Source organism: Streptomyces sp. NPDC090022, from assembly GCF_044748145.1.
In the GTDB taxonomy this organism is placed as follows: domain Bacteria; phylum Actinomycetota; class Actinomycetes; order Streptomycetales; family Streptomycetaceae; genus Streptomyces.
Genome location: NZ_JBIVFN010000007.1, coordinates 234113 through 246675, shown reverse-complemented (window position 1 = coordinate 246675; position 12563 = coordinate 234113). Strand labels below are relative to the sequence as shown.

The 12563-nt window shown below is 74.2% G+C and carries 11 protein-coding genes; 6 read left to right on the top strand and 5 right to left on the bottom strand.

Annotated elements, in window-relative coordinates:
- Positions 1-179 precede the first annotated feature (179 nt).
- Positions 180-386 carry a hypothetical protein gene (locus ACIPXB_RS17010; protein ID WP_401450117.1) on the top strand — a complete coding sequence of 69 codons (207 nt, stop codon included), beginning with the start codon at positions 180-182 and terminating at the stop codon, positions 384-386.
- 81 nt (positions 387-467) lie between these two features.
- On the opposite strand, the gene ACIPXB_RS17005 is transcribed toward ACIPXB_RS17010, so the two are convergent.
- On the bottom strand, positions 468-1859 hold the full coding sequence (locus ACIPXB_RS17005) for an NAD(P)/FAD-dependent oxidoreductase (protein WP_401450115.1): 1392 nt from the start codon (positions 1857-1859) through the stop codon (positions 468-470).
- 124 nt (positions 1860-1983) lie between these two features.
- Positions 1984-2913, bottom strand: coding sequence for an NAD(P)/FAD-dependent oxidoreductase (locus ACIPXB_RS17000; protein ID WP_401450113.1), 930 nt, complete (start codon positions 2911-2913; stop codon positions 1984-1986).
- Between the two features lie 125 nt (positions 2914-3038).
- Between ACIPXB_RS17000 and ACIPXB_RS16995 the strand changes: the two genes are divergently transcribed.
- Entirely contained in the window at positions 3039-3539 is a 501-nt protein-coding gene (locus tag ACIPXB_RS16995) for an NUDIX hydrolase (RefSeq protein WP_401450111.1), read from the top strand.
- Positions 3540-3586: 47 nt separating this feature from the next.
- Here ACIPXB_RS16995 and ACIPXB_RS16990 read toward each other — a convergent pair whose 3' ends face one another.
- From ACIPXB_RS16990 to ACIPXB_RS16980, 3 genes are all read right to left on the bottom strand, one after another.
- Positions 3587-5689, bottom strand: coding sequence for a DHA2 family efflux MFS transporter permease subunit (locus ACIPXB_RS16990; RefSeq protein ID WP_401450109.1), 2103 nt, complete (start codon positions 5687-5689; stop codon positions 3587-3589).
- Between the two features lie 74 nt (positions 5690-5763).
- Positions 5764-7113: a 6-phospho-beta-glucosidase gene (locus ACIPXB_RS16985; protein WP_401450107.1), complete on the bottom strand. Its 1350-nt coding sequence runs from the start codon at positions 7111-7113 to the stop codon at positions 5764-5766.
- Positions 7114-7210: 97 nt separating this feature from the next.
- A complete protein-coding gene (locus ACIPXB_RS16980) occupies positions 7211-8197 on the bottom strand; it encodes a helix-turn-helix domain-containing protein (protein ID WP_401450105.1) in 987 nt (328 codons plus the stop codon).
- A 219-nt stretch (positions 8198-8416) separates the two neighbouring features.
- Between ACIPXB_RS16980 and ACIPXB_RS16975 the strand changes: the two genes are divergently transcribed.
- From ACIPXB_RS16975 to ACIPXB_RS16960, 4 genes are all read left to right on the top strand, one after another.
- Positions 8417-9100, top strand: coding sequence for a helix-turn-helix domain-containing protein (locus ACIPXB_RS16975; protein WP_401450102.1), 684 nt, complete (start codon positions 8417-8419; stop codon positions 9098-9100).
- Between the two features lie 65 nt (positions 9101-9165).
- Positions 9166-9723, top strand: a complete 558-nt coding sequence (locus tag ACIPXB_RS16970; protein ID WP_401450099.1) for a toxin-antitoxin system, toxin component — start codon at positions 9166-9168, stop codon at positions 9721-9723.
- Positions 9720-10907 carry an MAB_1171c family putative transporter gene (locus tag ACIPXB_RS16965; protein WP_401450097.1) on the top strand — a complete coding sequence of 396 codons (1188 nt, stop codon included), beginning with the start codon at positions 9720-9722 and terminating at the stop codon, positions 10905-10907. Before ACIPXB_RS16970 ends, ACIPXB_RS16965 begins: the two co-directional genes overlap by 4 nt.
- 185 nt (positions 10908-11092) lie before the next feature.
- The gene (locus ACIPXB_RS16960) at positions 11093-12454 is read left to right on the top strand and encodes an FAD-dependent oxidoreductase (protein WP_401450223.1); all 1362 of its coding nucleotides are present in this window, start codon (positions 11093-11095) and stop codon (positions 12452-12454) included.
- Positions 12455-12563: the final 109 nt, after the last annotated feature.

Here is a 12563-nt window from a genome sequence, read left to right as displayed (position 1 = left end):
TGTTCGGCCCAGTGGCCGCTCAGCAGATCTCAACGAACACTCATGTGCCCCCAGGCGCGTGAGGCACGGCTGGCGGGCGGCCGTGTTCGGCAGTTCCACCTGCCTTCGTTGAGATCGGCGCATCCCTTCCCGGGGGCGCCTCTCTCGAAGGCGCCGCACCGACGACGGGAGAGGACGACGTGAACACCGCCACCGCGCTCGAGGCCCTGCTGAGCAACCCGGTTTTCCCCGCATCCGTGGGGGCCGTGCTGATCTCCGCCCAACGCACATGGGCCCGGGTTCATACCCTGCGGCTGGCCCTGGACGGCTCCCGGCCGGAGCACCGGGCCGAGATCATCCGCGAGCACGCCAAGGCGTGGCCGAACTGGATGCGCCGCCGCTGGTAGGCCGTCGGCGTGACATGGAGGTCAGGCCGTGGTCGGGGCTGCCTGGGCGTGGACGGCTCGCCGGATGACGTGACCGGGCGCTCACAGGCCGGTGATCTTTTCCCAGGTGGCGCGGTCCGGACCGGCCGCGTTCGGGACGTAGTCCGGGCGGGCCGCCAGCCAGCGGGCGACCCGGGCGCGGACCTCGGGGTCGGTGTAGGCGCGTTCGGGTGACTCGGCGAGGTGCCGGACCCTGGCCCGCACCCGCATCACCTCGGGGTCGTCCAGCGCGCAGTCGAAGAGGGCGGCGGCCTCGCGGGCCGCGCCGGTGCGTCCGGCCCGGGAGGCGTAGCGTTCGCCGATGGCCGCGTCGGCGGTCACCTGGAAGTCGAACCACGGCTTGAGGGTGCGCACCGCCCAGGCGTGGTAGCCGGCCGCGAAGTCCGCCGAGCCGGTGTCCCGGTCCGCCGTACGGGCGATGCGCAGTGCGGCCCACAGGGCGAGCGAGGCGCCCTGGCCCAGGGTCGGATTGGTGTGCGTGATGGCGTCGCCGACGGGCACGAACCCGGCGACGACCGGGCCCCGGTCGTCCACCAGGGCGCTCCACCGGTTGTCCAGGCCGGCCTGGGCGAGCACCTCGGACAGCGGCTCGGCCCCCAGGTCCAGCCAGGCCGCGCCGGGCGCGAACGTGCGGGCGGCGGCCTCGAAGACCGCCGGGTCGCGCAGCGCCGAGCGGCTGGGGTCGTCGGTGTGGACGAACAGCGTCACCGCGAAAACCCGGTTGTCGGCGGGGAAGGCGGCGCAGCCGGCGAAGGTGCCGCCGCTCACGCTCCAGGGCCGGCGCGGCCCCTCGTCGAGGCCCTCGGGCAGCCGGTACCAGCGGCAGAAGTACGCCAGTCCGGTCCGGTGGCGCTCCACGACACCGGGGCGGCAGCCGGCCGCGACCAGCCACCGCTCGGCGGCCCCGCGCCGCCCGCCCGCGTCCACGACCAGATCACCCGCGTGGACGGCCCCTTCACCCGTACGGACGCCCGTCACCCGGACCACCGGGCCGGGTTCGGTGGTCACGCCGGTCACCGGTTCCCCGTACCGGCTGACCACGCCCGGCTCCCGGCGCAGCGCACCGGCCAGCGCGCTCTCCAGCACGATCCGCCGCGCCTGGAGCATCACCAGGTCCTCGTCGCCCTCCCGGGCGGGCGGCCGCTCGTCGAACCAGTCCAGTTCGTGCCGCTCCCGCGCCCCGAGCCGGAGCATTTCGGCGTACACGTCGGGCAGCTCGTCGCGCAGCACCCTGCGGGCCGCGCCCAGCAGGACGTGCGGCTGCATCGCCTGCGGTACGGCCGGCCGGCGCCACCCGAAGAAGTCCCGGTCGAGGGCGGCGCCGGGGGCCCGGGTGTCCCGCTCGAACAACTCGACGGTATGCCCGTGCCGGGCGGTGAGCAGCGCGGTGGCCAGTCCGCCGACCCCGCCGCCGATGACCAGCACATGTGCCATTGCGTCCCCCTGACCTGAGCGAGCATGCATGCATGCGAGCGAGCGAGCGAGCCGTACGACGATCACATCGCCCGTAGCCTGCACTGCGCCGCCCCGGCCGAAACCCGTCCGCCCCGCCCCACCCCTACCTGTCGTCGGCCTCCCGCCGGGCCGCGACCGCGCGGCGGGTCTCCTCCGCGATCAGGTCCGCGTGGAGCGCGGCCGCCGCCCGTGCCCCCGCCGCCGCCGCGCCGACGACGTGCGCCATCGGGTCGGCCACGTTCCCCGCCACCCACACGCCGGGCAGCGCCGTGGCGCCGGTCCCGTCGGCCTGCGCGCTCAGCCCCAGGCTCGCCAGGATCCCGGCCCTGGGCCTCGGTTCCGGGGCCACGACCAGCGCGGCGCACGGCACGACCGCCCCGCCGTCCAGGACCACCCCCGTCAGCCGGTCGTCGTCGACCACCAGGCCGGCCGCCCGGCCCTCGGTCACCTCGATCCCGCGGGCGGCCAGTTCCTCGTACGCGTCCGCCCCGAACACCCGGCCCTGGGCGATCAGCGTGATCCGCGGGCTCCACTGCCGCCACAGCTGGGCCTGCGCCACCGCGTTCGGCCCGCCGGCCAGCACCGCGAGCGGCTCGTCCCGTACCTCCCAGCCGTGGCAGTACGGGCAGTGCAGCACGTCCCGTCCCCACCGGGCGGCCAGACCCGGTACGTCGGGCAGCGCGTCCACCAGTCCCGTCGCGACCAGCAGCCGCGCGGCGCGGACCGCTCGGCCGTCGTCGCACCGCACGAGGAAGCCGCCGTCGGGCAGCCGGTCGGCGGCCAGCGCCGTCCCCGCCAGCATCCGCACCCCGTACCCGGCCGCCTCCGCGCGGCCCCGCGCCAGCAGCCCGGCCGGGCTCGCGCCGTCGTGGCCGAGGTAGCCGTGCATCCGGGCCGCCGGGGCGTTGCGCGGATGGCCCGCGTCGATGACCAGCACCGAGCGGCGCGCCCGGCCCAGGGTCAGGGCCGCGCTCAGGCCGGCCGCGCCCCCGCCCACCACCACGATCTCGTACTCCCGCGTCTCCGTGTCCATACCGCCGAGGGTGCGGCCGGGCGGGCTCTCGCGACAAACCGTGTTGCCGAAGCGGGAAATGGGATCATGGAGGGAGGAAGGCCGGACAACGCTCCCGCGCGTGCGCTCCGAACGGAAGGACTCCCATGACCACCGATTCCCCGCACCCCGACCGCGAGCGCCCCGAGCGGGCCGTTCCGCAGCCCAACGCGGTCGTCGGCGTCGGCCTGATCCTGCTCGGCGCGGGCGGCCGGGTGCTGCTCGGCCAGGCCCACGACGGCCGCTGGGAGCTGCCCGGCGGCAAGGTCGACCCCGGCGAGGGCTTCGAGACGGCGGCGGCCCGGGAGCTCCTGGAGGAGACCGGTCTGCGGGTGGCGGCGGACGCCGTCGGCATCCTCGGCGTACGGATCGACTCGGTGTCGCAGGTGACCCGGCTGACGGCGGCGGCCCTCGCGCACGGCGCCGAGGGCACCGCGCGGGTCACCGAACCGCACAAGATCGCCCGCTGGGAGTGGTTCGCCCCGGCCGACATCCCGTCGGTGCTGTACGCACCGTCGGCCGGCGTCCTGCGGACCTGGCGCCCGGACCTGCCCCAGCTCCCGGCCGTCCCCTCGTACGACTATCCGACCCCGGCCCCCGCGCGCTGACCTCCGCCGCCGGTCCCGCGAGACCACCGCCGCCGCCACGACGGGCCTCAGACCCCGGCCGGCGGCCGGGGCGCGAACGTGCCCTGGGCCAGGTCCTCGGCGAGCAGCCGCTTGGCGATCGCGTCGGCCGCGGCCCGCAGCTCCGTGCTGCTGGGGCGGCCGCGGTCGCGTTCGAGCCGGTCGCTGAGCCAGTCGCCCCAGGCGGCGGAGACCACCTGGGCCTCGCGCTCACCGGCCGGAGTCAGGGAGTAGTAGCCGTCGTCCCGGGTGAGGTAGCCCTCGTCCACCATCCGTTCGAAGACCGGCAGCAGGACCTCCGGCGGCAGCGAGCGGCGGCCGGCGATCAGGCCGAGGCCGGCGTAGCCGACGGTGCGCGTCGTCGTGTCGACCTGCATCACGGCCCACACCCCCGCGATGTCCAGGCGGGTGTCGCAGGACGCCACGATCGCGCGGGCGGTGTCCGGGTCCATCCCCCGGATCAGCTTGCCGACGGCCAGTTCCAGCAGCTTGGCCGAGTCGCCGGAGGCGGTGGCCGGGGAGGCGAAGCCGTCGCCCATGTCCGTGGAAGCGGCCCGGGCGCTGTCGCGGAGCTTGACCTCCTTGAGGAAGAGGGCCACGACGAAGCCCACGGCGGCCACCGGCACCGTCCACAGGAAGACCGTGTGCAGCGCGTGCGCGTACGCGTCGACGACGGGCCCGGCCGCCGCCGGTTCCAGGCGGTGGACCCCCGTCGGGCTCTGCGCGGCGGCGGCCAGGGCGACCGGGTTCGTGCCGGTGGCGCGGGCCGCCTCGGCGACGGCTGAACGCAGTTCGGGGCCGAGGGTGTTGGCGTAGATGGTGCCGAAGACGGCGGTACCGAAGGCACTGCCGAGCGTACGGAAGAACGTGACGCCTGACGTGGCGGTGCCCAGGTCGGCGTAGTCGACGGTGTTCTGCACGGCGATGGTCAGGACCTGCATGCTCAGGCCGATTCCGGTGCCGAGCAGGAACATGTACAGGGATTCCCGCCACGGGTTCATCCCCGGCCCCATGGTCGAGAGCAGGTAGAGCCCGACGCCCATCACCAGGCAGCCGACGATGGGGAAGATCCGGTAGTGGCCGGTCCTGCTGGTGACGTTGCCGCTGAAGACGGAGGCGATCAGCAGGCCGACGACCAGGGGCAGCGTCCGTACGCCCGACCAGGTGGCCGAATCCCCGTCCACGAACTGCAGGTACGTCGGCAGGAAGATCATCGCGCCGAGCATGGCGAAGCCGACGATGAAGCTGAGCACCGAGCAGACCGTGAAGACCTGGTTGGCGAAGAGCCGCATGGGCAGCATGGGTTCGGCGGCCCGGGTCTCGGCGACGCAGAACAGCGCGAGGGCCGCGGCGCCCAGCACGAACAGGCCGACGATGACGGGCGAGCCCCACGCGTACTCGTTGCCGCCCCAGCTGGTGGCGAGGATCAGCGCGCTGGAGCCGACGGCGACGAGCGCGATGCCGAGGTAGTCGATCACGGGGCGGGCGGTGGCGCGGACCGCCGGAATGGTGCGGGCGGCCGCGACGACCACCCCGATGGCGAGGGGGACGTTGACGTAGAAGGCCCAGCGCCAGCTGAGGTGGTCGGTGAAGAACCCGCCGAGCAGCGGCCCGACGACGGTCGCGACGCCGAAGACGGCGCCGATCGCGCCCTGGTACGTGCCGCGTTCGCGCAAGGGGATCACGTCGGCGATGAGCGCCATGGCGGTCACCATCAGGCCGCCGGCGCCGGCGCCCTGGAGGCCCCGCCACAGGATGAGCAGGGTCATGTCGGCCGCCAGCCCGCACAGGAACGAGCCGGTGATGAAGACGACCGCGGAGACCTGGAAGACGAGCTTGCGGCCGAAGAGGTCGCCGAACTTGCCCACCAGCACCGTGGCGACGGTCTCCGCCAGCAGGTACGCGGTGACCACCCACGACATGTGGTCGCCGCCGCCCAGGTCGGCCACGATCGTGGGCAGCGCGGTGCCCACGATCGTCTGGTCGAGGGCGGCCAGCAGCACACCCAGCATGATCGTCGCGAAGATCACGTTGCGCCGCCGCCGGTCCGGTACCGGCGGGGCGGCGGCGACGGCGACGGCGGGCGCTGTGGTCACATCTCGCACTCTCACAGTGCCCCCGACGCGCCGCATGCGGCGTTGCGCCGTACGGATGCATCGCGCCGGTGCCACAAACGGTGCCGCCGGTGCCGCCGGTGCCGCCGGTGTCAGCGCAGGTACGCCAGGCCCGGGTGCTCCCGCCCGTAGCGCTCCAGCAGCCGGCGGGCGACCGCGACGGAGTCCACCAGCGGATGCAGGGCGAAGGCCTTGACGGCGGCGTCCCGCGAGCCGCTCGCGGCGGCCGCCAGCACCTCGCGCTCGACGGCCTTGACCGAGGTCACGAGCCCCACCGCGTGGTACGGCAGCGGGTCGACGGCCACCGGGTGCGCGCCGTTGGCGTCGACCAGGCAGGGCACCTCGACGACCGCCTCGGCGTCGAGGGCGGCCAGGGTGCCGCGGTTGCGGACGTTGAGGATGAGCGTGGCGCGCTCGTCGCGGGCGATGGCCCGCATCAGGGCCAGGGCGACCTGCTCGTAGCCGCCGGACTCCAGGTCGCTCGCGTCGCGCGTCCCGGCGCCCGCCGCCTCGCGGTTCTCCGCCATGTACGTGGCCTCGCGCTCGGCCCGGGTGCGCTCCCAGGCCTCCAGGGCGGCGCCGGGCGCCCCGCCGGGGCGGTCGGCCTCGGCGTAGAAGGCGCGCTGCTGCTCGCGCAGGAACGCGCCGCGGGTCTGCCCGGCCTCCCGGTAGGCCCGTACGGTCTCCCGGTTGAAGTAGTAGTAGTGCAGGTACTCGTTGGGTACGGCGCCCAGGGAGCGCAGCCAGTCGGCGCCGAAGAGCCGGCCCTCCTCGAAGGACTCCAGGGCCTCGGTGTCGGCGAGCAGCCGGGGCAGCTCGTCGCGCCCGGCGACCCGCAGGCCCCGGACCCAGCCCAGATGGTTCAGGCCGACGTAGTCGATCCACGCGTCCTCGGGGCGGACCCCGAGCAGCCGGGCGATCCGGCGGCCCAGGCCCACCGGGGAGTCGCAGATGCCGATGGCCCGGTCGCCGAGGGTTTCGGCCATGGCCTCGGTGACCAGGCCCGCCGGGTTGGTGAAGTTGATGACCCAGGCGTCCGGGGCGAGGCGGGCGACGCGGGCGGCGAGGTCCCGGGCGACGGGTACGGTCCGCAGCCCGTACGCGATCCCGCCCGCGCCGACGGTCTCCTGGCCCAGGACGCCCTCGGCCAGGGCCACGCGCTCGTCGGCGGCGCGGCCGTCGAGGCCGCCCACGCGGATGGCGGAGAAGACGAAGTCGGCGCCGCGCAGGGCTTCGTCGAGGTCGTTGGTGGCGGTGACGGCCGGGGCGTCGGCCACGCCACGGGCCTGGTCCGCCAGGACCCGGGCCACGGTGGTGAGGCGGCCGGGGTCCTCGTCGTAGAGCGTGACGTGGGCGACCCGCCCCTCGGCGCGGTCGCCCAGCAGTGCTCCGTACACGAGCGGGACGCGGAATCCGCCCCCGCCGAGGATCGTCAGCCGCACGTTCCCGCCGCCCTTCGCCCGCGCCCCACGGCGCCACCGGTGTCCGCGCCGTGCCACGTTCGGTGACACGGACCCGACCAGTGTGGCCCCTGCGGGGTCACTCTCCCAGCGACGGCACGGCGCGCAGGCGCGGTCCCTGGCCGCGCGGGGTCCCGGCGGGCGCCGGGCCGGCGGGCACGCCCTGCGGGGCCGAGAGGATGAAGGTGATCCGGGTCAGTCCCATCGCGTCCAGCTGCCGGCTGGTTTCGGCCACCATCCGGCAGCGGGCCACGCCCCGGCCCGGGTCGGGGTGGCGTACGGCGCGGACCGCCCCGTCCCGCTCGGCGGCCTCGGCGCCGTACGTGCTGAGCCAGTGCGGCACCCCGTACCGGTAGGCGGCCTCCATGAACGGGTCACGGGCCACCTCCTGACGGATGCTGCGCAGGCCCTCGTCGTCCGGCCCGGCCGCCAGGGCGGTCGCGAACTGGGCGAGCAGCGGCACGCACCAGGCGGGTTCGTGGTCCTCCAGCACGGCCGCGGCGTCCGGGTGGAAGAGCACGAACCGCAGGAAGTTGTCGTCCGGGAGCGCCGTCGGGTGCGGCCGGACGGCACGGAAGAGCTGGTCGAAGGCGGAGTTGGTGAGGGCGACGTCCCAGCGGTGGTCCACCAGGAAGCTCGGGTACGGCACGGCTTCCATCAGGGCCGCGTAGTCGCGCAGGTAGTCGCGCTGGGCCGGATCGTCGGGCAGTCGGCTCTCCTCGGCGGCGTGCCAGGTGGGTGGCGGGTCGCGGTCGACCATGATCCGGAACAGCCAGAAGCACTGCCGCTCGCTCATCTCGAGCGCCTCGGCGAGGGCCAGCAGCTTGCGGTCCGTCCACTCCTTGACCAGGCCGCGTTCCCAGTTTCCGTACGCGCGGACACTGATGCGCAGGCGCGCGGCGACGTCCTCCTGGCTCAGGCCCAGCTCCTCGCGCCGCTGGCGCAAAAGCTCCTTGCGTCGTTCCGACCGGACTGCGCCGCGTACGGACTCATCGCCCGTCAGGCGCTCCTCACCGGTCGTGCGGGAGAGGCCGTCGGACGGGCCCACCGCTGCGAGATGTGGCACCGAGAGCTCCCCCTTCTCGCGGTCTGGATCTTCGTTTCCGTGTGGCGATCCTGCTACCGACGTCATTCGAGTGTCAACTATTGTGGCAATTCCAGCCTCTTGACAGCTCATTCCCGCCACAGCTGTGGCAAGTTCTAGCCGTACGCGCACTGACCGGATAGCCTCCAAGGGCCCACGACATGCCCCGAACCGGCCCCGCGCGATCTAGGAGAACCACTGGTGACAGACGGCTTCCCGGCTCCCGTCGCGGTGGCCAACATGCCCCTGGCAGCCACCGTCACGCGCGTCGCCGAACTCGCGGACAAGCTAGGACGCGCCCACAGCGAGGTCTTCGACCTGCGCCGGCTCTCGGAGGCGTCCGGCGTCCCCACGGACGTGGTCCGCACCCTGCTGGAGGGCCGCCCCGCCGGCGAACCGGACCTCCAGGCGCGCTTCCTGCAGCGGCTGGACCTGCTGCGCCGTACCCGGGTCAAGCCGAACGGCCGCCGCTACACCCAGCAGGAGATCGCGGACGGCGCCGCCATGTCACGCCAGCAGGCGGGCGCCCTGATCAACGGGGACCGCCGCCCGACGATGGAGCACTGCGACGCGATCCAGCGGTTCTTCGGCGTGCACGCCGGATTCCTGACGGCCCATGACGCCGACGCCCTGACCGACGCGCTGCTCCGGACCGAACAGCAGCTTCTTCAGGACTTCGCAGGTCGGGAGCGGGACCGGGAGCGCCGCGAAAGCGTAGGCTCGAAGTCGGATTCGGCGGACGATCCGCTGGCGAGACTTCTGCAGAACCACGGAGTGCGGGGCATTGCCTGGCGCGCCGCCCAACTGCCCAGCGACAAGCACCGGGACAAGGTGACGGAATGGCTGGACATGCTTCTCGAAAGCGTCAAACCGAACGAGTCCTGACCCAGGCGGATGTCTGCGTCCGACCCCACGAGTCCTGATCCGGATCCGCGCCGACGGGGAGAACGGTGAGCATAGGCAGAGAGCAGCGGCGGCTGTGCGGGGAGCTGGTGGCCGGCCTCACGCTGGACGCCCCCGTGGAACCCGTGGACCTCTACGCCGCCCTGTGCGACGGCATGAGCAGGCACCGGGGCCGTCGGGTGGACTTCCGGATGGCCGCGTTCCCGGCGGGCACGGCCAGCGGACTGTGGCTCGACATGGCCGACCGTGACCTGGTCGTCATCGAGGAACGCACCGCGCCCGACCACCAGCTGGTGATCCTCGGCCACGAGCTGTGGCACATGAAGGCCGGCCACTGCAGCCACCACGTCGACGGCGCCGCCGTCGCCGCCCGGCTGCTGTCCGACGAGGCCGACCTCAGCGAGACGGTACGGCGGGTCGCCGCGCGCACCCGCTCCGACGTCCAGGAGGAGACCGAGGCGGAGACCTTCGGCCTGCTGCTCGGCAGCAAGTGCCGCCCCTGGCTGGCCGGCTCGGCGAGCCACCGGGCCCCCGTGCACCGGGACCAGCTCGCGGGCCGGATCGAGGCGTCGCTCGGATACCGGGGGCACAGGACCGACCGTTGAACGGCGAGGACTACTACGTACCCGCAGCCGCGATGGCGGTCTCCCTCGCCTTCAAACTGCCCGCGTTACGGCACAACTGGCGCGACCCCCTGCTGCGTTCCGTGTGCGCCCTGCTCGTCCTGGCGGGCGCCGTCTTCACCTTCGCCGCCCCTCCCACCATCGCGGCGGTCAACAGCTGGAGCGGGATCTCCAACTTCTCCGCCCCGCTCGTCTACTGCCTGATCACCGCCTTCAGCGCCTCCTGCCTGGTGCTGATCGTCAACTGGCGCGGCGGCCCGCCCGAACGGACGCGCCGCGTCTCCCGCCGCTGGATCCTCGGCTACAGCGGCGTGATCGTGGCGCTCATCGTGCTGTTCGCCCTGGGCGACGCCCCGGTCGAACGACTGCGCGACCTGGACACGTACTACATCACCACGCCCTTCATCCGCGAGATGATCGTGCTGTACCTGGCGGCGCACACGGTCGCCGCCGTGGTGATGGTGGCCCTGTGCTGGCGCTGGTCCCTCCAGGTGCGCGGCTGGCTGCGCGTCGGGCTCATGGTCATCGTCGTCGGCTACGTCTTCAACCTCAGCTTCGACGCCGCGAAGTTCACCGCGATCTTCGCCCGCTGGTCCGGCGCCGACCTCGACCACGTCAGCTCCTACGTCGCCCCGCAGCTCGTCTCGATCGGGGCCCTGATCAGCGCGATCGGGTTCATCGTGCCGCTGGTGTGCCAGCGGGTCTCCGACAGCTGGCAGACCTGGTCGACGTACCGGCGGCTGGGCACGCTGTGGCACGAGCTGCGCAGCGCCGCGCCGGAGGGCACTCCGTGCGTCCGGATGGCCTGGTGGTCCCCGGCCGAACTCCGCATGATCCAGCGCGAGTCGGACATCCACGACGGCTTCCTGCACCTGGGGCCGTACCTGGACCACCGGCACGGGGAACAGGGGTACGAACAGGCCCTGGCCACCGGCGCGGACGAGGCGACCGCCCGGGCGGTCGCCGTCGCCGCGATGGTCGCGGTCGCCCTCCAGACGCGCTCGGCGGACCCCGAGGGCAGGATCGTGGGATCCAGCCGGCAGCACGTGCACGATCCGGCCGACGGTCCCCGCGACCTGGTACGGATCTCCCACGCGCTGCGTCATTCACCCGTCGTGGCGGCGGTGCGCCGCCACGCGGCAGCCACAGGGAGCGGCCTTCGATGAGCGAAGCACACAGAGTGACCCACGGCCCCTCCCCCAGCCCACACGGCTCCCCCGCCGGCTCTTGCGCCGGCTCACCCACTGGCTGTTGCGTCGGCTCACCCACTGGCTGTTGCGCCGGCCCGTCCGCCGGCCCGTCCGCCGGCTCCGCGCGGCACGCGGTGGTGATCGGCGGCGGGCTCGCCGGCATGCTGGCCGCCGCCGCCCTCGCCGACCACCTCGCGACGGTGACCGTCATCGACCGCGACACGCTGCCCGACGCCCCCGGGCCCCGCCGCGGCCTGCCCCAGGCGCACCACGCGCACCTGCTGTGGTCGGGCGGCGCGCGGGCGATCGAGGAGCTGGTGCCGGGCACCGTGGACCGCTGGCTGGCGGGCGGCGCGCGGCGGATCGCCCTGCCGACGGGCCTGGTGTCGATGTCGGCGAGCGGCTGGATCCGGCGCTACCCGGAGATGCAGTTCCTCATCGCCTCCAGCCGTGACCTGCTGGACTGGACGGTGCGCGACACGGTCGTACGGCGGCCGGAGGTCACCGTGCTGCACCGGACGGAGCTGCTGGGGTTCCGGGGCGGCCCGGAGCGGGTCACCGGCGTGACGATCCGTGCGGCGGACGGCGCGGAGCGGGTCCTGGCCGCCGATCTCGTCGTCGACGCGAGCGGACGGGGATCGCGGGCGCCACGGCTGCTGGAGGAGCTCGGCGTCGGCCCCGTGCACAGCGAGGAGGTCGACTCCGGGCTCGCCTACGCCAGCCGGATCTTCCGGGCTCCCGCGGGTACCGAGGACTTCCCGGTGGTCAACGTGCAGTCCGATCCACGGGTCGCGGTGCCCGGGCGCACGGCGACGGTCATGCCGATCGAGCACGGGCGCTGGCTGGCGACGCTGTCGGGCACCCGCGGCGGCGAACCGACCGGCTCCGCCGACGACTTCGAAGCCTTCGCGCGCTCCGTGCGCCACCCGGTGGTGGGCGAGCTGATCGCACGGGCCGAGCCGCTCACCGACGTGGTGGTCACCCGCTCCACGGTCAACCGGCGCAACTTCCTGGAGCGGGTCAAGCGGTGGCCCGAGGGTCTCGTGGTCGTCGGCGACGCCGTCGCGACGTACAACCCGGTGTACGGGCACGGCATGTCGGTGGCCGCGCAGGGGGTGCTGGCCCTGCGTACGGAACTCGCGGCGCGCGGCCTCGACGCGCCGGGTTTCGCGCGCCGCGTGCAGCGGGCCGCGGCCGGGCCGGTCGCCACGGCGTGGGACCTGGCGACCGCGCAGGACATCCTCTACCCGGACGCCCGGGGCAAGCGGCCGGGGCGGGCCGCGGGCCTGCTGCGCGGCTACATGGACCGGCTGATGCTGACGGCGACGAGCCGGCCGCTGGTCACCAGGGCCCTGTTCGACGTGATGACCCTGTCCGCCCCGCCCACCGCGCTGCTGCGCCCGGAGGTGGCGCTGGCCGTCGCGCGCGGGCCGCGGCGCGAGCCGCTGACCGCGCCGCCGCTCACGGACCGGGAGCGGCGGCTGGTGGAGCGGACGGACGAGCGGACCGAGGCCGGGACCTGAGGCGCCGGACGGACCGCGGGCGGGGCGGGGGCTTCCGGCCCGGGGGGGGCGACGGCTCCCGGAGACGACCGGCCCGGAGACGACCGGCCCGGAGACGACCGGCCCGGGG